The following is a 25,621-nucleotide window of genomic DNA, read 5'->3' as shown; positions in this document are numbered from 1 at the left end:
ATTCGGTCAGTCGGATAATAACAAGCTAGCCCGAAGACGATCCCCGAGCAATGAATTCGAGCGAATTTATTCGCCCCCACGCTGCCCCAATCCCCGACGAGAGGAACCGATGACGTCGCCGGCCTTCCACTGGGCCCAGCCGGGCCGACCCGCCATAAACGCCTCGACCTCATCACGCGTCGCGATCAGGGTCGGGTCGTGGCGCAGATAATAGCTCGTCTCGCGCATCACCAACCCGGACAATAGGATAAGCCCAACCAGGTTCGGCAACGCCATCAGGCCGTTCGCCACGTCCGAGAACGTCCACACCGTCGTCAGCTCCGAGGTGCACCCAACAAAGACCACCATCGAATAGAGCACGCGATACGGCATCACCCCGCGACGCCCCACCAGCCGCTCCACGTTGCGCTCGCCATAGTAGGACCAACCGAGAATCGTGGAATAAGCGAAGAGCACAATCCCCATGGTCACCACCCAATGCCCCCATTGACCGGGCAATCCATGCGCGAACGCCTCGCCGGTCATCACCGCCGCGCTGATCTGCTCACCCGAGACCGGGTCGGTTTGCTGCCACGTGCCGGTGACCACGATCGTCAAACCCGTGATGCTCACCACGATAATCGTGTCGATAAAGGTCTGCGTCATGGCGACCAGTCCCTGGCGCACCGGATGCGTCGTCTTCGCCGCAGCCGCTGCCATCGCCGCCGACCCAAGCCCCGACTCGTTCGAGAACAGCCCTCGCGCCACGCCGGTGCGCATCGCGATCAGAATGGTCGAGCCCGCGAACCCGCCCACCGCTGAGGTTCCCGTGAACGCGTCGCTCAGAATAAGGGAAAGCGCCGCCGGTAGCGCGGACACATTCACGGCCAAAATATATAGACCGCCGGTGACATAAAACACGATCATCAGTGGCACCAGAGTCGCCGTCACCCGCCCAATCCATTTGATGCCTCCCACCAACACAACGAAGGTCATCAGCGCCAGACCCACGCCGACCGCGCCCACCGGAAGCGACCAACTCGCCTCAAGATTCGAGGCGATGGCGTTCCCCTGGGTCATATTGCCAATGCCAAAGCAGGCAATCGTGGTGAATACCGCAAAAGACACCCCCAGCACCTTCCCGAGCCGCCCGCGAATGCCCCGCTCCAGATAATATTGCGGCCCACCCGACTTCTCGCCGGCCTCATCCGTGCCCCGAAAACGCACCGCCAAAAAGGTCTCCGCGTATTTAGTCGCCATGCCGGCCAGACCGGTCACCCACACCCAGAACAACGCCCCCGGCCCGCCGATGGCAATCGCGGTCGCAACGCCTACGATATTGCCGGTGCCTACCGTCGCAGCCAGCGCCGTCGCCAGCGCCTGGTATTGCGAAATATCGCCCTTCGCCTGCGGGTCCGCCCTCTTAATCAACCCGAGCCGAAGCGCCGGAAAGAGCATCCGAAACTGAATCCCCCCCAGCCGAAGCGTGAGGAAAACACCCACGCCCAAAAGTAGCGGGATGAGCAAAAAGGGGCCCCAGATTATCGAACTCGCGTTCTCTAAAAACTGCTTCAACGCGTCCATCTAGATTCCTTGGGCGGTGGCTTGCATATATGTGGGCCGCGTATCGCGCGGCCCGAGAAAGGCATTGATTTCTCGGATATCCTAGTCCAAACCCACCGCCCTGCACAAAGGCGATCCGTGGCGAAGTTCAGATTTATCGTGATGCAAGAAGACACCAGGGCCAACTTCGGGCAAGGCCAGCGAATACGTCGGTGCACCCAGATTCCGCCCTTTGGGTTGACAGAAAACCCCGCCGGGCGTAGCCCCAAAATACCAAGGCGTGTTGTCCTCGGGCCGATCCCTTCGGCCCCACGCCAAGGCGGCTCTGCCGCCGTGCTCAAAACCGAAGCAAGCTCATGACACAATCCTCACCAAGTCTCCTGATGGAAGACGCCAGTTACACCCCCGACCCGCACCGCTGGCGCCTCCTCGGTCTCCTCATTGTCGTGCTCTTCATGTCGCTGATCGACGTAGGCATCGTAAACGTCGCGGTGCCTTCCATTCAGGAAGGACTCGGCGCGAGCGACGCCGAGATCCAATGGGTCTTGGCCGGCTATGCGCTGACCTTTGGCGTGGGCCTGGTCACCTCGGGGCGCGCAGGCGATATCTACGGACGCGGGCCGCTCTTCATCATCGGGATCATCGTCTTTACCGCCTCATCGGTGGCCTGCGGGCTCGCCCAGAGCGCCCTGCTGCTCAATATCGGCCGCGCCGTCCAGGGCGTCGGCTCATGTCTAATCGCCCCCCAAGTCGTGGGCATGATACAACAACATTTCCGCGGCACCGAGCGCGGCCGCGCCTTCGGCATCTTTGGCGCCGCCGCCGCCGCATCTTTCGTCGTGGGACCGCTGACCGGCGGCTATATCATCATGGTCGCTGGCGTCGAGACCGGCTGGCGATGGACGTTTTTGATCAACCTCCCCATCGGTATTTTAGCCACATTCCTGGCCTGGCGATGGCTCCCGCGCCCGCTGTGGACGCCGCGCGACCCGGACGCCAACGCCGAGCGCAGCCTCGACCCCGTCGGCGCGCTGCTGCTCGGCTTTGCCGTGCTCTGCGTCATGCTCCCCTTCGTCGAGGGACGCGGCGCCGCGCTCGTATGGCTCTCATTGCCGCTGGGCTTAGGGCTCTTCGCCGTGTGGGTATGGTGGGAGAAGCGCCGCAAACGCCTTGGCCTGCAGCCGATGGTCGACCTTGCAATCTTCAAGGTCAAAAGCTTCTCCAACGGCACCCTGATGATCTCACTGTTCTTTGCCAGCAACACCGGCATCTGGGTGCTCGTCGCGCTCTACCTACAAAGCGGCCTGGGACACACCGCGTTTGCCTCGGGCTCGGTCGGCATCCCCGGCTCCATCCTGTCGAGCTTGGCCGCGCTGTGGGGCGGAAAGGTCGTCAACACCCGCGGACGCGCCGTCGTCCTGGGCGGCATGTATCTCGCAGCCCTCGGCATCGCCTTGAGCATCCTGGTCGTCTGGCTGCGCTCTCAAGGGCTCGCCAGCGAATGGTTCCTGTGGGGAAGCCTCGGCGTCCTGGGCATCGGCCAGGGCTTTGTCGTCAGCCCCAACCAGACCCTCACCCTCGACGAAGTCCCGGTTCGCTACGCCGGCAGCTCCGGCGGCATCATGCAGACCGGCCAACGCATCGGCGCCACCGTCGGCATCTCGATTTTGACCGCCACCGCCTTCGCCAGCTATCACGCCACCAATGACTGGTCCCAGGCCTTTATCGCCGGACTCGTCGTCGCCCTGATCATCACCCTGGCCGCCACCGCCGTCGCCTATATCGACCAGCGCCAGCGCCTGCAAAAACCCACACCCATGACGCATTAAGTCGCCGATTCGACGCGGCACCTGCGCCGCGCGTCGCGCCCCAAACGCAGTCCGCGATTGATTTGTGTGGCCTTTTGAATTATCTGTGGCCGCATACGTCTCAGTCAATCAAGGCCAACAACTTTAGGTGGAAGGCAGCACCTCAAAACCCGAAGATTGCCTGCAATATCAGCCACTGCATTGCACGCGATTTCACCCGACCACATCATAATGATTAACGGCCAAGGTGACGTATTAAGAAGTGACAGCCAATTTAAATAACATCGAACGAAGGGCACACTGCAATGAAATCCAAATTATCGCTAAATTATAAGCTCTGGGCGCTTAACCTATTGATCCTTGGCGGGGCCGTGGTCGCAAGCGGTTGCGGCGATGATGATGGCGGAGCGAAGTCCTGCGTGCACGGCGAGCAGCGCTCATTCACCTGCGGGAACGACAAAAGCGGCTCCCAGCCCCAAACCTGCGTCGACGGCAGCTGGTATTCGACCAGCTTCTGCGCCAACTCCGACGGCACCCGTCACGAAGACGACCGATGGGGCACCCTCGAGAATTGTGAGGACGGCGCCACCCGCGCAGCGGTCTGTGGCGAAGACGACAAAGGCCTGCAACCCGAGCGATGCCAGGGCGGCGAATGGGTAGCCACCAACGCATGCAGTTACGGCGGTGGCGGCCAGAGCAACAATACGCCGGACAATAACACCCCCGATAACAACACGCCGGGCAATAACACCCCGGAGCCCAACGACTGTACAACCTACGAGGTCATCGAGACCCCGATCGAAACCGAAGTGTCCCTAGATGGCTGCTATAAGGCCACTGAGACCATCGATATTCGCCAAGGTGGCCACCTGACGGTCAAGCCCGGCTCCATCGTCCTGTTCGCCGAAGGCACCGGCATGGAAGTCGATGGCGGCAAACTCACGGCGGTTGGCGAGTCCAACAAAGGCATCCTATTCGCCGGGCAGAATGATGCCCCAGGCTATTGGATCGGGATTCGCTTCGCCGCGAGCAACAGCATCGACAACAAACTCGCCTACGTCACCATTGACGGCGGCGGGGCCGACTCGACCTTCAGCGGTGTACAGCCAGCCAACCTCATGCTTGGCGTTTGGAACCAAGACACCAAAGTCTCGATGAGCCACACAACCCTGCGCAACAGCGCCAACTGGGGTGTGTATGCTAATGATCGCTCCAAATTCTCGGAGTTCAGCGAAAACACTATCACCGGGAATGCCAAAGGGGCCGCGGTTCTCAGTGCGAGCGTAATCGGCGACCTGGACGCCGAGACCGACTACTCCGGCAACACCAAAGACATCGTCCAGATTTCTGACGACAAGGTGTCCCAGAGCGCGACCTGGCCGGGCATCAACGTGCCGTACCTCGCCGAGAAGACCCTCACGGTCTCCGGCGACTCCACCGCCCTTAAAATCATGGCGGGAGCGACGCTGCAATTCTCCGAGAACACTGGCCTGACGGTAAGCGGCGGGACCAGCCTCACCGCGGTCGGCACCCCCGAGGCCAAGATTCGCTTCGAAGGCAAAGACGCGACGCCGGGATACTGGCGAGGCGTGCGTTTTTCGGGGACCAACCTCGGGGCTAATAAGCTCGACCATGTCGTGATCGATGGCGGTGGCAGCGAAGATAACTTCTCGGACGTCCAGCCCGCCAACCTGATGCTGGGACTGTGGAACGGCACCACGAAGCTGTCGGTCACCAACACGACCCTGCAAAATAGCGGCAAGTGGGGCCTCTTCGCCGACGCTCGCTCCACCTTCACCGCCTTCGCTGGCAATACCATCACCGGCAACGCCAGCGGCGCCGCACAGCTTGACGCCAAAGCGGTCGGCGGACTCGATGACACCACCGACTACTCTGGAAATGATCAGGATATCGTCATGATCATTGGCGGTAAGCTCGAGCAAAGCGCGACCTGGCCGAATGTCGGCGTTCCCTACGTCTCCAAGGACGATATCGAGGTCAAAGGTGAAGGAACGGTCCTGACCATTGACCCCGGCGCGACCTTCAAATTCCACGAAAACAAAGGCCTCGAAGTGGTCGCCGGCGCCGCGATGACGGCAATCGGTGAGGCGGATGCCAAGATCACCTTCGAAGGCAACGACTCGACCTCCGGTTTCTGGCGAGGCATCCGATTTGGCGGCACGATCGCTGCCGGCAACAAGCTCACCCACGTTGTTATTGACGGTGGCGGTAGCTCCGATAAATTTGCCGATATCGACCCGGCGAACCTGGGCCTCGGCCAGTGGAACCGCGACACCACCATCGCCCTGCAGGATGTCACGCTTCAGAATAGCGCGGGCACCGAGCTCTTCCTCAATGGCCGCTCAACGCTGAGCAGCTGTGGCGGGCTCAATATCGCTGCGGCCGATGTCACCGGTGACGGTGCCGCCGCTGCGATTACCGCCTGCGGGCTTTGATCCACCAGGTGGACTGCGCGGGGCTTTCGGGCCCCGACGCTCCACCGCGAGAGCAGGCGTCAGGCCTGTAGAATGAAGAACCATGAGAGAAGAAACGCCCCGCCATCTCGGCGGGGCGTTTCTTTTTGCCAATTGAATTATTCGCCATTTCCAACGATTATCTCGCCACGCATCACACGCCCCACTACCGGCGACATCCTGCATACCGTGCGCTCACCTTTAGGAAGTAGGCATGCAACTCCATCTACGCCCAATCGCCCTCGGACTAGTACTCGCCGCGTCTCTGGCGGGCTGCAAAGATGGCAATTCCGCCAACGGCGACTTATTCTTTAGTGGCAGCGCGACCGGCGAACTCGACCGATCGCCTTACACCGAGCTTTTGCAGTGGAAAAAACCGGTGCACCTGCGAATGGCTCCCGCCACAAGCTTTGATGTCCAAATCAGATCGCCCAAATCCCGCGCTGCGCTCGAGGTCTCTTCGGCGAGCGTTGACGGCGATATCGCGTCCGCGCAAGTGCTCGGGCCAGGCGTCATCCGGGTGAGCGCGAGCAAACCGGGCGAAGCAAATATCCACGTGAAGGTGCAACGCGACAACGCGATGGTTGAGGACACGCTGCCATTGGTGGTCCAGGCGCCCAACACCATGGAGCTTCGCCAGGGTTGCCCCACCGATGGGCCTTATTGGGCTGGCCACCCAGCGGTTGTGCTACACGCGTTTCGCCACGAACCACTGCCCAGCAACGCGAACTACGACGGACGCATATTCGGTACGGGCTACCCTCCGCTCACCTCCTCGCCGGCTCTAGAGCTGCTGCACGTCAACGGCTTTCTCTCGATATTCTCAGGCCTGGATGAGCCCGGCGAAGCCCTACTAACCGGCGAACTCGCGACCGCCGCCGCGGCGCCTGCGCTGACGATAGACTTCGAAGCTCCGCCAAGGGTCGAGAGCCTCGCACTGATGCACCTCCAAACGAACGCAATCATCGACTTCGAACTCCAGGCACCGGTCGGCTCGACCCATCACCTCAGAGTCGTCCCGGTAGGCGAAGATGGCCAGCCGATGTGCAATACCACAACCGCAGCTCAGGTCACGGCGAGCACCGACGGGTGTGTCGTTCGCCCCCTGGATGCGGACTCATATGCCTTTACCCCACGCGCAATGAGCCCCCTCGGCCTCTTCGAGGTCGCCGCTGAGAAGCGGCTCGATGACTGTGTCTTTGAAGTATCGCTTGAGCGGGAGGGTTGGGAATTCGTCGCCGAAGAGCCCGTCCACGGAACACTTAAGACATCGTTTTACCGCGTCGACTAAGTTATGGGCACGCTCCGGGCGCCTGAGAGTTTGGGCCAGCGGCGCTCTCTCACGCAACTAGCGCTAGGGCGCGTCGCGTACTTGCCCCGCATAATCCGAGCCCCAACAGCTCACCTTGTTGTCGAACTCCCGAATCGCACAGGCCAAATTAAAACCTACCGACACAGACCTAAATTCACCGCCCGCTGGAGAGTTCAACACGAGATCGTCGCCCCCATCCCCCCAACAGACGACTCCCTGGTCGTCCGCTGTAGGTGTGGCGCATGCATGATACCGCCCTACCGATAGGGAGGTGGCAGCAATCTCCGGCGGCGACATATTGGAGCCCCCTTGAGGAACGCCCCAACATTTGACTTTGGCATCCGCCTCTAAAATGCCGCAGGCATAAGAGAACCCAACAGAAACCGCGCGAAATTTGTCCGATGGCGGGATCTCATACCGATTGCCCGTTGGCTCGCCGCTATACTCGCCCCCGAGAAGGTCGCCCCAACAATGAACATAACCCTCCTCATCGATCCCACAGGTGTGGGAGTCGCCGGCTGAAATCGACTTAAACCTCGTCTCCGTGGGGATCTCGTCGCGCTGACCGTAGTCATTATTGCCCCAGCAAATGACACGTGAATCCTCTTCTCGGATGGCACACGCATGGTTGAAGCCAACCGAGACCGACTCTACACGCACCCCGATCACTTCGAGCGGTACATTCTCTAAGGAGTTCGGCTCACATATAACCCTCCGGGTCGCTTCTCGAATGCCGCAGATGCCAAACTCGCCGATATCGATGGAATGAAATTTCCTCGAATCGTCGAAAGAGAGTGGCGTTGGATCGCTCACATTCCCCCAACAATAATGCGCCTCGGTCATCCGCAGGATTCCGCACCCACGGTCGCGCCCCGCCGACACGCTCTTGAGCGGCACGACACATTCGCTTGCATAGGGGTCCTTATTCACGGTGCCGTCGGGACATGGCGCGCATCGTGCCCCCGCCGGCTCCGCCTCGTCCGCGACCACATAGAAGTCTTCCGCGCACCCACCCCAGCCGCTGTCTGGCTCATCCACGTCCCCGGAACTGACGTCCACCGAACTGACGTCTTCTGACGTAGCGTCTGTCTCCGAAATAACGTCTTCATCAGCACCGCTACTATTCCCTGAGAGCGCATCGACGAGCGCGCACCCGGGCAGCATCATTGCCGAGAATAAGAGGACAAATAAGGCGCGAGAAATCAGCTTTATAAGGAGCACAACGACGACTCGACGGTTGGGTACGCGGTGTCCCGACCAATATGCAACGGAGTTCCGGCGGGACGATACAGCGAGGAATACGACACAGGAGTCAACGCAACTCCCGCAAGCAAAAAACATGGCAATTAAGGGAAGTGAAGTCAAGAATATCTCTCAGGTTCTTCGCCTGATTGACTCGCACAGATCATTCCGTCATTCTCTCGACGGCAAGCCATAAACAAATAAAAACTGGAGTCTTTTAATGCGCATCACCTATAGAAAACACACTGTCTGGCCAGCCCTTATGGTGCTGGCAACCGGCCTCTTTTGCGCGTCGAGCGCCTCGGCCCAGACGACGATCCCCGGGGGCAACCTTGGCAACGCGGCGTGGACCCTTGCGGGGAGTCCCTACATCGTTCAGGGCGACGCGACGATCCAAAGCGGCGCGACCCTTACCATTGAGCCCGGCGTCGAGGTTCGCTTTGCGACCTCCGACAACCTCAGCTCCGGCAGCGACACCAACCGTGTCGAGCTGATCATCAAAGGCACGGTCGACGTCAACGGCAGCGCCGCCCAACCCGTAAAGTTCACAAGCAACGGCACCTCATCCAAAGGCGCCTGGTATGGCATCGTGCTCGAGTCTACCGCGACCGCGACCATCGATCATGCCATCATCGAATACGCGAACAACGGCATCGAGACGTCCGCCACGGGCGCCTCAGCGACCATCAGCAACGTGGAAGCGCGCAACAATACAAACGCCGGCATCTATGTGGCGAGCGGTGAACCGAGCATTTCGCACGCCTATCTGCATGACAACCGATACGGCGCGCGGTACTCACCCACCTCCGCTGGACGCCTTGAATATGCCCGCATCACCGACAACACCTCTTACGGCGTCTACGCAACCTGCCAGGGAGGCTATAGCCAAACGGTCATCGTCGATCATTCAACGATCTGGAAGAATGGCTCCAACGGCGTGTATCTCTCGTGCTCGGCGACCACCAGCCGCGGTATCGCCGTCGCCAACTCGGTCCTGGCAAAGAACGGCGGCTACGGCATCACACGCAACGTGAGCTACTACGGCAACCTGGACGCGGAATACGTCAACTCATGGGGCAATGGCAGCGGCGACTTCCGTCATACGACCACGGACGCCCGCTCATTCTCGGCCAACCCCCTCTTCGTCTCCGATTCCGACCCGACTCTGACCTCAAACTCACCGGCGCGCTTTGCCAGCAGCACCGGCGACGATATCGGTGCGCTGCCCTATACCAACACGCCAACCCCCGGGCTCTACGGAACCCTCTGGCAAGACACCACGCTGAGCGCGGCGGCGAGTCCGCACCGCATCGCCGGAGACCTCACGGTTGCCCAGGGCAAGACGCTGACGGTCGAGGCGGGCGCCACCCTCGAATTTGAGGGCAGCGACATCATGCAAAGCGGCGACATCGTCAGCAAATCGGAGATTCGGGTCTACGGCGCCCTGCAGGTCAACGGCACCGCCGCAAACCCGGTGCTCTTTAAGGGCATTGGCAGCTCTTCTGGGTATTGGCACGGCATCATCGTCAAAGAAGCCGCGACCGCCGACATCAACCACGCGCTTATCCGGGACACCAGCTACGGCCTCACCACCCAAACCTCCGCGGGTGTGAGCGTCCGCTCCTCCGAGTTCACCAACGCCACCAATGCTGGCGTCATGGTCGAAAAGGGTGAGGCGACCCTCGACTCCATTCACGCCCACGGCAATCGCCACGGCGTGCGCGTCGGCCCAACTGCGCGAGCCTCGATCGTCAACGCGGTGCTTCAAGACAACACATCTTATGGCGTGTACGCGACGTGTCTTGGCTCGCAGAATAATACGACCACCATCTATAGCTCGACGGTCCACAGCAACGGCTCCAACGGCATCTATTTAAGTTGCTCCTCAACCACAAATACCGGGATCGACGTATATAACTCCCTGGTGACCCAGAATGGAGGCTACGGCGTTACGCGAAACGTCAGCTATTATGGCAAGCTCAACGTCGGCTTTTCGAATGTATGGGGGAACGGCAGCGGCGACATCCGCCACTCCACCCTGGGGGCCGGCAATATCTCGGCCAACCCGCTCTACGCCAACGCCCCCTCCGACCTGAGCCTGACCGCCACCAGCCCGTGCGTCGACACCGGCGACTCCGCCAACGCCCCGGCCTATGATTTCGTCGGCAACAGTCGCCCCTTCAACGGCGACGGGCTCAACGGAGCTGAATACGATATCGGCGCCTTTGAGTACGGCGCGGACAGCGTATGCGGCGACGGCACCATTGGCGCAGGAGAAGCCTGCGACGACGGCGCAAATAACGGCACCTATGGCCATTGCCTGGCCGATTGTTCCGGCCTCGGACCGCGCTGCGGCGACGACGTCATTAACGGCACCGAGGCCTGCGATGACGGCGCAAACAACGGAACGAACGGCTTCTGCAACGCGACCTGCACCGGCTCCACGCCCTATTGCGGCGACGGTGTCATCAACGGCACCGAGACCTGCGATGACGGCGCTCAGAACGGCAATTACGGGCAATGTAACGCCTCCTGCACCGGTCTTGCCCCGCATTGCGGCGACGGCGTCATCAACGGCAACGAGACCTGCGACGACGGCGCTCAAAACGCCAGCCCCGGCAACTGCAACGCGACCTGCAGCGGCCCGACCAACACCTGCGGCGACGGCGTCATCAACGGCACCGAGACCTGCGATGACGGCGCAAATAACGGCGCCTACGGCTATTGCGCGAGCGACTGCTCCGGCCCCGGCGCGCGCTGCGGCGACGGCGTGGTCAACGGCGGCGAGGCATGCGACGACGGAAACTCCATCGACGACGACGGCTGCACCAACCAATGTGCCCTGGCCACCTGCGGCGACGGCGTCGTCCAGCCCGGCGAGGAATGCGACGACGGCAACCTGAGCAATGTCGACAGCTGCCTGAACACCTGCGTACGCTCGAGCTGCGGCGACGGCTTCCAGCAACCCGGCGAGGCCTGCGATGATGGCAATGACAACGATAACGACGCCTGTCTCTCAACCTGCCGACTGGCCTCTTGTGGCGACGGCATCGTCCAAGAAGGCGTCGAGGAATGCGACGACGGCAACGGCTCGAACACCGACGCCTGCCTAAACACCTGCCAACTCGCCGCCTGCGGCGACGGCCATGTCGAGGTCGGCGTCGAAGAGTGCGACGACGGAAACACCGACGACGGCGACGGTTGCAGCAGCGCCTGCACCGTGGAGTCTGGCGAGGACGTTGGCTATGGCGAAGACGTCGGGTATGGCGATGTGGGTGATGACGCTGACGTGGGCATCGGGTCAGATATCGGCTCAGATATCGGAACCGACATCGGCGAAGAAGGCGACTCTGACGCGGGCGCCGACACCGGTGAAACCGGCCCCAACGACCCGAACGCCACTCCGGCCGACGACGGATGCGGCTGCGCGTCAACCTCGGGCTACCCGGCCCCCGGGAGCACCGTCTACTTCGTGATGCTCCTGCTGGGTCTCGGCGGCGCGCGCCTTCGTCGCCGCTGAGTTTATGTGGGACGCGATTCCCTGAGTGAGCAATGAAAATGCGCGCGCCCGTTACCGGGTGCGCGCATTTTTATTGCTTCGATGAAGACAACGCGAGCATTAGAAACGCCCTGCCCCACTCACAATTTATAATACGCATCCATATAGGTCTTCAGGAGGTCCCCCACCACGCTGCGGACCGGGATGCTGGCGGCCAGCCCGTAGATCGGCGCGGTGCTACCGGTCTCAGAGGGGTTCGCCTTCACGTCGGCGACCGCCGACTTAAGGTCCTCAATAAAGCGCTCTTTGACACCCTCCTTCGTGTGGCGAAGCGTGATGGCGATATGAACGCAGGCCGGCCGGTGCAGGCCATTGAGGGAGTAGCCCTTCTCTGTCATGCGCTCCATGACGCGGTAGATATCGAGGGTGTCGGAGGCAAAGGCGATGACGAAGAGCGGGTCGCCCAGGATGCGCAACTCGGGGATCTTCGCGATCTCTACCTTCATATAATCCGCGACCGCCAGGATCTCGCGTGCCGCCTCCAAATACCCCTCCTCACCGGTGTGCACCAACGAGGCCCATCCGGCGGCCGAGAGCCCGCCCGGGCGCGAGCCGGCGAAGGTGGGCGAAAAATACATGCCGCCGGGCCAGTTGGTGACGGTAAAGAACTGATAATGTCGAATCTCGGGATTTCGATACAGGATGACCGAGGTGCCCTTGGCCGCGTAGCCATATTTATGCGTGTCGACCGAGATGGAGGTCACGCCCGGCAGGTTAAAGTCGAAGGCTGGCACCGGATAGCCCAATTTGCGGGCAAACGGCAGCACAAAGCCGCCGAGGCAAGCGTCGGTATGAAACGGAATGCCGCGCTTGAGCGCGTAATTCGACATCTCCTCGATCGGGTCGACGATGCCGTGGGGAAACGCTGGCGCCGAGCCCACCACAACGACTGTATTCTTATTGATCGCCTTCTTCATCGCGCGCAGGTCGGCCCGATAATCTGCGTCCACCGGTATCTTTCGCAATTTGATCTTAAAATAATGCGCGGCCTTGTCGAAGGCCGCGTGCGCGGTCACCGGCGCGACCATCTCGGGCGAAGTGATGCCGCGCTCGGCCTCGGCCATATCTCGATAGGTCATCATCGCCAACATAATGCTCTCGGTCCCCCCCGATGACACCGCCCCGCAGAGATTTTCACGCACCGATTCGGGCGCGCCCTCAGACAACATACGCGCGGTCATCGAAATGATCTCGGACTCAAACTTACTCACGCTCGGCCACAAATCCGTATGCAGTGGGTTCGACTGGGAGTGCAGATTATATGCCTCATTAAGATAGTCGATATGGGTCTTGTCGCCATGATACACCGCCCCGGAGACAAAGCCTTCCTTCCACGAACCGCTCTCCTGAGCACGCATCTCTTCAAGCTCTGCCAGCACATCCTCTCGCGAGCGTCCTTTGGCCGGAAGCTCTCGAAATGTCTCGTATTGCTCGCGATACGGCTTCATCTCGGCACCGATGACCTCAAGCACCTGCTTTCGCTGCGCGTCGATCTCGGCTTTCACCACCCCAGGGGTCTTGAGCACGGCGTCCAGTCGAGGATATCTATCGAGGGTCTTCTCGAGCAGATTAAAAAGTCCGGGGTACTTTTTTCGATACTCTTGCAGCGCGTCGAGGTTCATCGCCTTGTCTCCGACAGAGGAATTTTCGATCTGGGTAGGCACCTAATCTAAGCGTTTCACCCACGAGACACAACGCACGCTGCGCTCAATTCTATGACGCATACCCACCGAATACCCGCGGCCAGGCTCAACGGGCTTTGGACTTTTCTTCACTTTGGGAAGTTGTTTGTCCGATCGAGGCCTCGCGCAGAAAACGGTTCGCGAGGGAAAAACACAATTTACAAATCTGCGCTTCGCGCTATGATGGTATCACCGATCTGTAAACAACTCGCCGGGAGCGTATTAAGGAGTACTCACGGTCCATCTACACCTTTCTTATAGGAGAAAGAGTATGACCGAAGAGGACAATATCCGATTACTTGAATCGCGCCACGATATCCACGCGCTCGCAGACCCATCTGTGCTCACCGATGACGCCACCTACCTGTCCGCGCTGAGCGCCTCGCGCGATGAACTCGCCGAAGCCCGAGCCGACCTCGTTAAGAAGGTCGCCCACAATACCCTGGAGTTGAGCCAGACCGACACCGAGCGCGCCCGCACTCAACAACTCATCACCGACGCGCTGGAACATTACCGCTATTACCGCGGCCGTACCCATGACGCGCTGTTAAATCCTCCGCCGGGTCAGCCGCTCAACCCCGGTGAGGCCAACCGGCGCCAGCGCCTTTTCGACCGCTACTATCAATCCAATTCGTCCGACATCGCTCGGCTTGGGCTCGACAAGCAAGTCGAAGCGCTTGAGGGCATCCTTAGCGCCTATCAAGCCGAAGATGAACTCAAAGTGCTCGGACACCTTCCGCAGTTGGAGGCAGCCTTCCGGCCCGCGATCGAGTCTATCTCAAACTTCCACCGCGAAGCACATCAGGATTTGATCGCCACCCGGGCACTTGGCCAATCACGCGCTGCGTTTGACCGTGCTCAGAGCGCTCATATTCGGCTGCTCGAATCATTGTTGACGCGTATGCAACGCGAGGACGACGCACGCCATTTCATCAAACGACGCGACCCGGCCTACGCCGCTCGCCGGCGCGCTAGAACATCCGTCAGCCAAGAACCCGAGGCAGCCCTTATCGAGTCCGAGGTTCACATCGATAGTCTCGTCCCCGTTTGAGCACCTTCCCCTGATAAGTAAACCCAGTTCACGCGTGCGCCCCCTAGCCTTCAGGGGGCGCACGCGTTCCACTGTTATCTCCCCCCGCCCGACGCACTGCCAAGCCAGTGGCGAAATATGTGACAAGAAGACTCACTCCCTCCACCTGACATGCAAAAAAGTGGGTCAAGAAGTCTCACTCGCGCGCCTACACTAGCAGCCACCGAGCCCCCCGACGCCTACTCACCTCGTCCGCACACTCATCGAGTGTGCCCACATGTCTCACTCGCCGCCACCTCAACGCGCTCCTCCTGTCCCAGGACACGAACTCGCCACTCCGAGTTGCCTTTCGCGACCGCTACGACGTGATCAGATAAAGCGTCCGTCCCTTGAGACTGTGACGCGCTAGCCTTTGCGGAGCGTATGACCGACCGCAGCTTCGATGGCAAACTGGATGTGGTAATGGCACCGAAGGAGAGTTTGATGAGCTAAAGCATAGAAACTCACTCACGCTCAATCGCTGTTGAGGCGTTTATGTATCGACTTATGAGCGCGATAGATATTTCGGAACTCTTGGTAGAGTTCGTCGTAAACCTTGTGCACCGCGGGGCGCGGCTTGAAGGTATTCTGCACATCAACCTTGTCGGGAATATCCTCGAAGGCGTAGAGCCCGAGCGACACACACGCCAGCAGAGCCACGCCGCGCACATTCGCCTCAATGGCGTCCTTAACCTGGCGGACCTCGCAATTGAGCACGTCGGCGTGCATCTGACACCACAGGTCGCTGCGCGCGCCGCCACCGATCATATTGAGCGCGTCGATGGGACGACCGGTGAACTTCTCGACCGCCTCCATCAACCAGCGGGAGTTATAGGCGACGCCCTCAAAGACTGCGCGCACCATCTCGGCGCGCGTCGTGTGCAAGCTCATATTAAAGAATCCTCCCCGAATTGTATGGTCCTCCACCGGCGTGCGCTCCCCAAATAGCCAGGGCGTAAAGATCAGCTTCGAGCTACCTGGGGCGACCGTGGCAGCCAACGCGCATAGTCGCTCGTAGGCGTCGGCCGGCGCCGCGCCGGTGCCCAGCGCGTCTTCGGGATACACCAGATGATCCCGTAAATAGGTCAAGCAATACCCGGCGGTCTCCTGCTCATTGCCGATAATATAGCGCCCGGGAATCGCCGACGGCAGCGTCGCCATATTATATTTGGCCGACGTCTTTTTCACCGGCATATGACAGGTGAGCCATGAAGATGTGCCGATATAGAGATGCGCGGCGTAGTCCTGCACCGCGCCCGAGCCGATCGCCGCCGAGTGCACATCCGGCGTCCCCATCACCACCTTGCAATGCGCGCCGACGCCCAGCGCGCGAGCCGCTTCAGGCAGGATAGTCCCCAGAACGTCGGTCGACTTGTGGATATCGGGGAGCTTCGCCGGGTCGATGCCGCTGCGTCGAAGTAGCCCCGGATGATAGCGCACGTTGGAGAGGTCGCGGTTATTGGTCAGCCAATGCAAGGCCATTGTGTCCTGGGCCGACGCGAACTTGCCGCTGAGCTTCAGGTTGAGATAGTCCTTAGGCTCCAGAAACTTATGGGTCTTGGCGTATACCTCGGCGCGCTCGTTTTTTAAGAAGAGAATATGCGCGATCGGGTCCTTCCCCGACAGCCCCGGCATCCCCCCGGTCTGGTAGATCCAGGGCAATACCTTAAAGACATCGTAGCCCTCGACCTTGAGCAAACCGTCGAATAACTTCGCCACATGCCGCGCACCCCGCGAGTCCATCCAAATAATCGCATTGCCGATGGCCTCCCCACGCGCGTCCACCGCGACGGTCCCTGACCACTGCGCCGTCACCGCCACCGCGATAATGCGCTCATCGGCGACCAGGCCCCGGTCGAGCAGACGCCTCGACGCGACACACACCTTATCCCACCACTCAACCGGGTCCTGCTCCGCCTCGCCGCCCGGCGACAGCATCAGACGCGTCCCCTCGAACTCGCACCCCAGCACCTCCCCGGCGTCGCTTACCAGCGCGACCTTCGGGCCGGAGGTGCCCAGATCAATCGCAAGGATATAGTTGGGTTTCGACATGGTAAAAACCTCTGTCATCAGACCTAATTTGCAATTGGCTTAGGCCATCTAACTTAGGCTTTTCGGAGGTATTCGACAATGCCACGACTAATGGCAAAACCACCTTTTCCCCGCACCTCACTTTGATGAATGATGAATGCGACGGATGGCATTCTCTGACAGGCTTATTGATTCACGCCCGACCGCGGAAGCCTCAACCACAGCGTTCGACGAGTCGGGCGCGCCGGCCGATGAAGAAAACGAGGGCCAGCGCGCCTTGCTCATAAAAATTAGGGTTCCGGGACTTCGATCCGCCCATCATTCCAATAGATCGAGGAAAGAGTGAACGCAGACGACAAGTGGTCCCCCGTACTACAGAACTGGTCGAGCTCCTCGGGCGTTGACTTATGAATCGGCCCACTTACCGAATGGCTATACTGCTTGAAGAGATGTTTTAGTTCATTGTACTCCCCGAACTGCTTGGTTAACCATTCGAAATAAGTACAGGCCTCAACCGGAGCATTATTCTCGGGCTCCGCGCCGTAATCGGTGGCCATGCGCAGGATAGGATCGCTCGTGCCCAGGTTAAGATCCACGGCCAACATATTCTGAGTCTTTCCGGCATGCCCGTCAGGCAGCGGGTCGTCGAGATAGGCGAAAAAGCGCGTCCACTCTCGCCCATCCATCGGCGGCATCGCCTTGGGCGTGAATATCTCGGCCAAGGTCGGGATATTTACGCTGGCGTGCGCACCGCCCTTCTCATAATAGTTGGTCCATAGCGCGCACAGCTCCTCCTCATCCTTATCAGCACCCGCTCGCCCGGCCACGGCCGAGAACTTAAAGCCATTGCAGGAGCGAAAATAGTTCAAAAAGGCCTCAGAGAGCTCAAACCCCATCGTCTCGTGGACCTGGTCGATCTCCTCCTGGGTCACCGGTGGGTTGAAGTGCACATCAAAGAACCGAAACCTCTGGGATTGTGACACAATTTTCATCTGGCGTTTGAGCCGCGACGCAAAGCTAAGGCCCGCGTTATCTCCCGATAAATCGTAGCGCTGCCCATCCAATGAGGGCAGGTCCGTGACCGCTGGGATGCTCGCCGCTTTCCCAAAGTTATCGAGCTCGAAATCATCGAATAGCGCCGGAACTGCGGCCTGAAACAGACCTTCACGGGGAGAATACCGCTTCGCCTCTTCCCCGGTGCCGGTCCACAACCCCAGGTAGGCTTGCGCCCACCCCTGAGCACCACGCGCGCGCAGCATGATCTCGTAGGCCTCTTCAAACGACTCCGTCAGCTTGCGCGTGGTCTTTCGCGTCGAGGTCGACCCCGGCTTGGCCGCATTGACGGAGACCGCAAAATACCCCTTCTTGGGATAATAATAGAGGTCATGGGCCACCCAGATCCGACCTTTGATAAATGATGTGCCCAGCTCCACCCCCCCCCAGATATCCGGTTCGGCCCAGCTCCGCCACTGCACGTTAAACCTTCCCACTTCTAGATAAAACGCCTTAAGCGCTTCGGGGAGCGGACCGCCAATCTCGTCTTCCAGCCGCTCAATCCTTTTGGTGGAAATGGGAAATGGAGCATTGGGATGCTCCAGCACCTCGATGCGAGGATCCGCTCTCAACCCATCCAGCACCGATTTCAATTGTTCGACTAATTTCATAATTATTCCTTAAGGTTAATTGAAGTACGCACCCCATCATGTCGGACTGCGGCCCAAAGCTCAGGACGTGAACCTGTCGTCCTTTGGGCAACTCGGCTGTACTCACCCAATGGTTCTACCAGACGTGCAGGATAGTGACGCCAGGCGGATAAGGTCAAGCTGCCCGCGCGAGCCTGCAAGCCCAGCGCCACGAACCGCTGCGTGTCGCCCCCGGCAATCACAAAAACATCTTCAACCCTCTAACTCACACGGACCGATGGTCGGGCAAATTCACGACGAAGCGCACCGCGAAACGCCTCAACATCACCGACCGCCACCCGAAGATTCTCGACCTTCCCCGCCTCCAGACGCCATTCTCCGACCGCATCATTGGTCCACACCCGACTGCGCGACTCTGCGACCGTCGACCACCCGGAATCTTTGGCCAACGGGTGGCAAATGCTCCTCGGGTCGAGCATATCTGCCAGCAACCGACGAGCCGTAACCCCTATTACTTTAAGGCGATGCACCCGCGAGCGATGCCGAGTGGGGTGGGTATATTCGGCGAGGGTTGGGTCCATCGATTCGTCCGTTTGAGCCGCCATTAAGTATGCACCGATGCGGAAACGCAATCATTCGATTGGCACGCCCCGCCGGGCACGAGCCCCGCTTGCCCAACCTCATTAATGACACCCGCCATCTGCTCCAGCCCTCGCGCCGGCATCTGCGGATAAAGCGGCAGATACACGACATGTTCCATCCCATAGCAAGCCTCGGAAACCCGCATCGCGTCGGGGCGCCTCGTCGCGACCACAGCGAGTGTTGAACTGCCTGAGGTAGCGTCAAACCCGGCCGCGCGAAGGGCATTGATAAGCTCATCGGGATTAGCGACCACCAGCGCGAAGAGCCAATAACTATGCGCGCGGGTGCCACAGCCGTAGAAGAGCAGCTCGGGCGAGAGCAAGTCAGCCAGTTGATGCCCGCGAGCCTGGCGCGCGAGGACGCGCCGTGGGTCGTAGGTTTCGAGGCGCCGGGCGAGCAGGCGAAGCTGCGCGGCGCAGGGGCGCTGACGAATAGATTGGAAGAAGCTCGGCCCCGAAAACCCCTTGACCATATTTCGAATCAGGAGGTCATGTTCTTTGCCCGAGGCTTCCAGCAACTGCACAAAAGCCCCATAAGGCACGGGCAAGGACAAGCCGCATAGCGCCATATATTTGGACACCTTTGCGCCAAACTCGCGCGTCGACATGACGGGATATTCGGCATGTCCGAGCCTCATCTTTTGGAGCAACACCGGGTCTTTTACGACCATCACTGCCCCGCCGAGCGCGGTCGCGGTTTTAATGCTCCCGAAGCTATACATTGAGACATCCGCCAGCGACTTCGTCGCGCGCGGTCGCCCCTCATAGGATTGCGCGCAATCCTCGATCAGCAGAAGGTCGTGGCGCCTGGCGAGCGCGCGAATCTCGTCGAGCGAGACCCAGGTTCCGAATAGATGCGCCACCACAATGGCGCGGGTTCGCGGGCCAATCGCCGCCTCTATATCGGCCAGGCGCGGTCGCACGAGGCGCGTGTCTACATCGACCGCGACCGGCGCAAACCCGTGATGCTCCACGATTTGCCCCATCGCCGGGATGGAGATGGCGGTCATAATCACCTCACTGCCCACCGCCCAATCAACGCTCGACAAAAGCAGGTCAAAACCACTTCGGACCGACAAGCAGGCGAGCGCCGGCCCTTCGGTAGCAAACGCCTCTTCGACTCTGCGCTCATCATGCGCCCGTCGCCCCGGCCGCCCGAGATAACTCATCGCCGCAAAGAGCGACGTCCACTCAATATCGAACCGCTTACGCACATACATATCTAACTCAAACTCAACGTCGGCACTCGCCGATACCACCAATCAATAGAAGCGAGCGATGCCCCTTTTCCCGTCATATTCGGCCTCTTCTGAGAAGCGATACGCCGGGTCGACGAGGTCATTGATGCGCGCCATCACACGGTCGGCATCTGCCTGCAAAAGCTCGCGAAACCCGTCCTCATCATCGGGATGAAACGGCCGAAACCCCGCACCATATTGCGCCCTATCGACGTGGATGGGCGCGCCGATTTCAACGCGAATCACTCCCTTGCGCGTCAGCGCTCCCTGCCCCACGAAGGTCTCGCGGCACCCGCTGATACCCACCGGAATGATCGGCAAATCCAGGGCCAACGCCGCCTCGATCACCCCAACCTTGCCGGGCGTCAGGCGGCTCGAGACCGCCCCCTGCGGATAGAAGTGCATATGGTGCCCCTCACCCATACACTCACGGGCCAGCTTGAGCGTGCCCTGCATCACCCGATAATACAGCCCCCGCTGCGCCTGACGATATGTCATCACCCCGGGATCAAATGACACCCCGAGCATCTCCCGGGGCGTCGTCAGCATCCGCTCATAAACTTCGCCCCTCGGCAGCGAATGGCCCTCGTCCACGCACGCGCGAAGGCGTCGATACTCCTCCTCCGTGGGGCGCCGCCCGACAAGACTCTCGAAGTCCGCCGAGATCAAAAACCCGCGCGAGCTCAGCGGGATATTGCCCATCGTCCACAACACCTTCGCCATGCGCGGGTCCTTAAACTCCCGCGCTTTGATCCAGGTCACCAGGTGCATCTTGCGCTTGAGCAGCAAGTAGCGAAGCGGCAAGAAGTCGAATTTGTGGGAGTGATTCGGCGCAAAGAGCGCCGGCGTACTCGGGAGGTTTTCTTCACCCTCTAGGACCAACTTGGTGCGTCGAGGAAGCCCGAACGCGACCCGCGCCAGACCCTGGGCGAGCAGGGTCCAGCGAGGGTCGGCGATGGGGCTTTGTGGCGGGATGTACTTCAAATCGTTTTCGCCTCTGTCATTTATGTCTACAAGCGCGGGTCCACCGCCTCACTCTCTAGCGCAAGCACCCCGAAAACGCATTCGTGAACACGTCGCAACGGCTCACGCTGCACGAACCTCTCTAGGGCTTCGTGACCCAACGCAAACTCGCGGAACGCTAACGAGCGCTTCTTCTTGACGCTGCGCTTTCGCAGGCGCTCGAGGTAGGCCGGCGTGGTGTATTCGGGCCCGTAGATAATACGCAGGTATTCGCGCCCCCGACATTTGAGCGCCGGCTGCACCATCCGCCCACGCTCATCCCTGCTCAAATACTCAAGCGGCTTCACGACCATGCCCTCGCCGCCGGCACCGGTCATGGTGTCCCACCACGCGATGGCGTCACGGACCTGGGCCGCGTCGCCGAGGTCAACCACACGATAGCGCGTGGGATGCATCGAGGGGGCGTTGGCCGTATCGAGGTATTTGGCGATCGTTTCCATATGCCAGACGTGCGTCTTATCGAAATAGGTCTTCCCCTCGGTCGCGAGCACATGAAACGGCGCGAATTTGAGGTCGTCGAGGCTTTGGACCTGCCAGCAATATTGGCGGTAGGCGTCGCGGTAGCCGTCGACCATCGCGGCGCGCCGGCGCGTCCGCTCCACGAGCCCGCCCAGGTCGACGCCGCGCGCGCCCGCCTTCTGCATCGCCTCGGTCGCCGCCTGCAATGACGCCGCGCCCGCCGCCCCAACCGGCGCATATTGCTGCTCCAACAACGCCTGCGCCTTGACCGACCAGGGCATTAGCTCGGTGTCCAGACAAACCCAATCGGTGTCAAACGCCACCCAAAACCCGGTGCGCGTGAGCGTCGCGTGCACGCGCTCAAGCAGGCCGCGCTCCTGCGCCGTGTCTTTAAAAAACGGACGTCCCGTGCGGGTGTACACCGTGCCGATGCCGTCGTCGACCAACCCGAATCGCTCGCGCACAGCCTGCTCGTCGCGACACACCACAACGATCGCCCGCGAGCCCATATGCTTCTCTTCGCACACGACCTTGTTCACGCCGCTGTCGAGGTAGTAGGCGAACGCCTCCTCGGGCGACTCCAAATAGCCCGCGCGCTCGCTCGTATGCGTGGGCGACATGGTCGGCGGCAGGTGAATAAGCCACTGGGGATGCACGGCAAAGCGACTGATGGTCTCGAGCGCCGCCGCGCTATGCCCCTCGCGAATGGTCATGCCCGAAGCAAGCGTCGTGCTGATAAAGAGCTTGCCCGAGACGTCTTCCAGGTCGAGTAAATGCTCGCTCTCATGCTGCGCCGACAGCCCGCCCCCGCGGGCGTTTTCTTCCAGAGGACGCATCGGCTCAGCGTAGAGCTCAAGCGCTTCGACCGCGACAAGCTCACGCTCCGGGTAGCGCAGCGCGGTGAGCTTGCCGCCGAACACACAGCCCGTGTCGATATTAATCGTTCGGTTCAGCCACTCCGCGCGCGGCACAGGCGTGTGGCCGTAGACTACGGTCGCTTCGCCCTTATAGTCCGCCGCCCAATCCAGGCGAATTGGCAACCCCAGTTCGTCGACCTCGCCGGTCGTGTCGCCGAAGAGCGCGAAGCTCTTGACCTTGCCGGAGGCGCGCCCGTGCATCTCCTCTTTGAGCCCGGCATGAGCCACCACCAGCGCGCCGTCGTCGAGCACCATATGGCTGACCAGGCCGCGGATGAACTCGGCCATCCCGCGCTCGTAGCGCTCGCGGACATCGTCAGGCAAAGCCTCTAGCTCGGCCACGGTCAGCTCAAGGCCGTGGCGCAACTTCACCCGCTTTCCGCGAAGCTTCTTCTCCAGTTTGAACTCGTGATTCCCCGGCACGCACAACCCCGTGCCGTGCTCGACCATATTGCGCATCAGGTCAAAGGCATCGAGCGAGCGCGGACCGCGGTCGACAAGGTCACCTACAAACAGCGCCTTTCTCCCCTCGGGATGCCGCCACAGCTTTCGGTATTGCGACGCCGTTTCGCCCGGCACTTCGCTGGAGTCATAGCCGAGCTTGTCGAGCAGGAGTTCAAGCTCGTCGCAGCAGCCGTGGACGTCGCCGATGATGTCGAAGGGGCCGGTCTCGTGGCGATAGTCGCTCCACAAGGGGCGCTGCTCGATGCGAACCGCCGCGACCTCTTCGGGAGACGAGAGCGTGTGAACGACACGAAAACCCTCGCGCTGCAGCTTCTTTAGCGAGCGCATCATGTCGCGGCGCTGATTGCTTATCACGTGGCCGCCGAAGTTTCGGTTCGATCGCCCGTCGTTTCGATCCCTACAAATGCGCTCTGGGATATCGAGCACAATCGCCACCGGAAGCACGTGATATTTGCGCGCAAGCGCCACCAGCGGACGGCGCGCCCGCGGCTGCACATTGGTCGCGTCAATCACCGTGACCAACCCGCGCTTGAGCCGCTTCTCCACGATGAAGTTCAGCACCGCGAAGGCGTCTTGAGTCGCGCTCTGATCTCCCTCATCGTCCGACACCATCCCGCGACATCGGTCCGAGGAGAGCACCTGAGACGGCGCAAAATGCGTCGCCGCAAAAGTCGACTTCCCCGCGCCCGAGGTCCCAATCAGAACAACCAACGACTTATCCGGGATATGCAACACTTGCTCATTCATTTGCGTCCTCCTCAGCCACCTTAAATACCGCCATTTGCGTCGGGGTGCCGACCCCTTCAACCTTCTCTCCGATGCCGCGATAGGCTACCCGGTAGCCGTTTCGCTGGGCCACACCATCGGCCCAGGCAGCGAACTCCTCGCGCGACCACTCAAAGCGATGGTCCTGGTGGCGCATATGGCCGGCGTTCAGGTTCTCGTACTGCGCGTTAAATTCGCGATTGGGCGTCGTAACGACGACCATCGAGGGCCTCGCGTGCTCAAAAACAGTCCCCTCCAGCGTGGCGAGTTTGGGCAGGTCCATATGCTCGATCACCTCGACCAGCACCGCGGCGTCAAAACCCTCAAGCCTTCGGTCGCGGTACAAGAGCGAGCTCTGCCTCAGGACAACGCGTTCGTCCTGGAAGTCCGGCCACTCCGCCAGCTTAAGCTTTCGCGCCGCCCGCTCGAGCTCGCGGTGCGCCACGTCGACGCCCATGATCTTCTCAAATTGCGGGCGCGCCCGAAGCCGCTTCAGCAACTTCCCTTCCCCGCAGCCCAGGTCCAACACCGTGCGCGCGCCGCTCTTCACCAGCACATCCTCGACCGCCTGCAGACGCAGCGTATTGAGCGCGACCTTCTTCTCGGGCGTCTCCGCCGCGGGCGCGTGAGCATCGGCGCGAATATCGTCCTCCACGCCTTCGTCATCCTCATCATCCCCTGCGAGTTCCTCAAGCGCGTCGGCCGCTAGACCTCGTTGATATTTCAGATAGCGCCGCGTGATATACTCAAGGCGCGGGTGCCCCTCTAGCCAGCCCTCCCCGTGGCGCAGCAACTTCTCCACCTCGTCCTCACCAACCCAATAATGCTTGTCCCCGTCGAGCACCGGGGCGAGCACATAGATATGGGATAGCATATCCGCGACGCACTGCTCGCCGGTCAGCGTCACTGCGAAATATGCGGACTCACCCCACTCAGGAAAAGCCGGGTCGAGCGCCAGTCGCGTCGCCTCCACCGCGTACCCGAGCGGCTCAAAGAGCTGCGCGATAAGCGAGCCATCGCCCGGGCACGGCACCGCCGACAGATGTACCTCCAATGGAATCGGCGTTTCGGCCAATCCGGGACGCTCCTTGCAATTGCCACCCATCGCGCTGCCGAAGACCTCGCGAAACGCGACGCTCAAAAAGGACGACGCTACATAGGGCCGATCGTTCACATATTGCCCGAGCGTCCAGCTCTCCCGACGCGCATGCTGACTGCCACGCACAAGCTTCACCGTGTCCATCTCCAACACCATCGCCGCCGTACATTTCTGAGCCGACGCCTCCGGATAAAACACATGGGCCTTGCCCGACGAGATATCAAAGGTTTGCGCCCGCTCGGGGTGCTTATAGAGCAAATAGCCCAGGTCCGTGGCCGGCTGATGGGTCGTCGATATGGTAAATAACATCGTCCTCTCCGTGCGTGGTCTGTCGGCAATACCGGCCATCCGACGCGCGCGACGAGTCCGCGCGCTAGCACACCATCGACGGCGTCGTGGCGTTCTCCCCAAATGGTGCGGCTTGAATTGCGAATGGGCAGTGGACTCGGGATTGTGCGCGACTGGTGGGCAGTGTGTCAATCGGCAGTGATTTCGGCACGCCCTGGGCGGTAATTACGTTGCGCGCATCCACTCTGCGGTGCTGTTGACGCGCTTGTCGAGGCAGGGAACCACGATGAGGTTCTAGAGGGCGATTTGGTGAGAAACGGAGCGTTTATCCTCGATTCGAACTATCCAGAAGCTCCAGATAGTG

15 protein-coding genes are annotated in these 25,621 nt (G+C 60.7%); 5 read left to right on the top strand and 10 right to left on the bottom strand.

The window, feature by feature from the left end; all coding sequences use genetic code 11:
* Positions 1-66: 66 nt before the first annotated feature.
* Positions 67-1,563: an alanine/glycine:cation symporter family protein gene (locus DN745_RS04990; RefSeq protein ID WP_111332693.1), complete on the bottom strand. Its 1,497-nt coding sequence runs from the start codon at positions 1,561-1,563 to the stop codon at positions 67-69.
* Positions 1,564-1,898: 335 nt separating this feature from the next.
* Here DN745_RS04990 and DN745_RS04985 point away from each other — a divergent pair, with 335 nt between their 5' ends.
* The 3 genes from DN745_RS04985 (at position 1,899) to DN745_RS04975 (ending at position 7,115) form a co-directional block, all read left to right on the top strand.
* On the top strand, positions 1,899-3,371 hold the full coding sequence (locus DN745_RS04985; RefSeq protein WP_111332691.1) for an MFS transporter: 1,473 nt from the start codon (positions 1,899-1,901) through the stop codon (positions 3,369-3,371).
* 284 nt (positions 3,372-3,655) lie between these two features.
* Positions 3,656-5,806, top strand: coding sequence for a hypothetical protein (locus DN745_RS04980; protein ID WP_111332690.1), 2,151 nt, complete (start codon positions 3,656-3,658; stop codon positions 5,804-5,806).
* A gap of 409 nt (positions 5,807-6,215) precedes the next feature.
* Complete coding sequence (locus tag DN745_RS04975) at positions 6,216-7,115, top strand: hypothetical protein (protein WP_162687463.1); 900 nt, start codon at positions 6,216-6,218, stop codon at positions 7,113-7,115.
* Between the two features lie 63 nt (positions 7,116-7,178).
* Here the strand turns inward: DN745_RS04975 and DN745_RS04970 are convergent, their stop codons facing one another.
* A complete protein-coding gene (locus tag DN745_RS04970) occupies positions 7,179-8,195 on the bottom strand; it encodes an RCC1 domain-containing protein (protein WP_162687462.1) in 1,017 nt (338 codons plus the stop codon).
* Positions 8,196-8,640: 445 nt separating this feature from the next.
* Here DN745_RS04970 and DN745_RS04965 point away from each other — a divergent pair, with 445 nt between their 5' ends.
* Positions 8,641-11,898 carry a DUF4215 domain-containing protein gene (locus tag DN745_RS04965; protein ID WP_162687461.1) on the top strand — a complete coding sequence of 1,086 codons (3,258 nt, stop codon included), beginning with the start codon at positions 8,641-8,643 and terminating at the stop codon, positions 11,896-11,898.
* Between the two features lie 119 nt (positions 11,899-12,017).
* Here the strand turns inward: DN745_RS04965 and DN745_RS04960 are convergent, their stop codons facing one another.
* The gene (locus DN745_RS04960) at positions 12,018-13,559 is read right to left on the bottom strand and encodes a pyridoxal phosphate-dependent decarboxylase family protein (RefSeq protein ID WP_111332684.1); all 1,542 of its coding nucleotides are present in this window, start codon (positions 13,557-13,559) and stop codon (positions 12,018-12,020) included.
* A gap of 331 nt (positions 13,560-13,890) precedes the next feature.
* Here DN745_RS04960 and DN745_RS04955 point away from each other — a divergent pair, with 331 nt between their 5' ends.
* Positions 13,891-14,670 (top strand): hypothetical protein, encoded by a 780-nt coding sequence (locus tag DN745_RS04955; RefSeq protein WP_111332682.1) that lies wholly within the window; start codon positions 13,891-13,893, stop codon positions 14,668-14,670.
* 492 nt (positions 14,671-15,162) lie between these two features.
* On the opposite strand, the gene DN745_RS04950 is transcribed toward DN745_RS04955, so the two are convergent.
* The 7 genes from DN745_RS04950 to DN745_RS04925 all read right to left on the bottom strand — a co-directional run bounded on the left by DN745_RS04950 (position 15,163) and on the right by DN745_RS04925 (position 25,278).
* Positions 15,163-16,740 carry a xylulokinase gene (locus tag DN745_RS04950; RefSeq protein WP_111337546.1) on the bottom strand — a complete coding sequence of 526 codons (1,578 nt, stop codon included), beginning with the start codon at positions 16,738-16,740 and terminating at the stop codon, positions 15,163-15,165.
* Positions 16,741-17,009: 269 nt separating this feature from the next.
* Positions 17,010-18,383, bottom strand: coding sequence for an SMI1/KNR4 family protein (locus tag DN745_RS04945; protein ID WP_111332681.1), 1,374 nt, complete (start codon positions 18,381-18,383; stop codon positions 17,010-17,012).
* Positions 18,384-18,622: 239 nt separating this feature from the next.
* Entirely contained in the window at positions 18,623-18,967 is a 345-nt protein-coding gene (locus DN745_RS19215) for a hypothetical protein (protein WP_162687460.1), read from the bottom strand.
* Entirely contained in the window at positions 18,967-20,223 is a 1,257-nt protein-coding gene (locus DN745_RS04940) for an aminotransferase class V-fold PLP-dependent enzyme (protein WP_133622098.1), read from the bottom strand. The genes DN745_RS19215 and DN745_RS04940 overlap by 1 nt, the downstream gene beginning before the upstream one ends.
* 42 nt (positions 20,224-20,265) lie before the next feature.
* Positions 20,266-21,225 (bottom strand): lysophospholipid acyltransferase family protein, encoded by a 960-nt coding sequence (locus DN745_RS04935; protein WP_162687459.1) that lies wholly within the window; start codon positions 21,223-21,225, stop codon positions 20,266-20,268.
* A gap of 26 nt (positions 21,226-21,251) precedes the next feature.
* Positions 21,252-23,852, bottom strand: coding sequence for a polynucleotide kinase-phosphatase (locus DN745_RS04930; protein WP_111332676.1), 2,601 nt, complete (start codon positions 23,850-23,852; stop codon positions 21,252-21,254).
* A complete protein-coding gene (locus DN745_RS04925) occupies positions 23,845-25,278 on the bottom strand; it encodes a 3' terminal RNA ribose 2'-O-methyltransferase Hen1 (protein ID WP_111332675.1) in 1,434 nt (477 codons plus the stop codon). Before DN745_RS04925 ends, DN745_RS04930 begins: the two co-directional genes overlap by 8 nt.
* Positions 25,279-25,621 lie beyond the last annotated feature (343 nt).

The sequence above is a fragment of the Bradymonas sediminis genome, assembly GCF_003258315.1.
Lineage (GTDB): Bacteria > Myxococcota_A > Bradymonadia > Bradymonadales > Bradymonadaceae > Bradymonas > Bradymonas sediminis.
The sequence above is the reverse complement of the archived record's forward strand: the minus strand, read 5'-3'. Positions and strand labels throughout refer to the sequence as shown.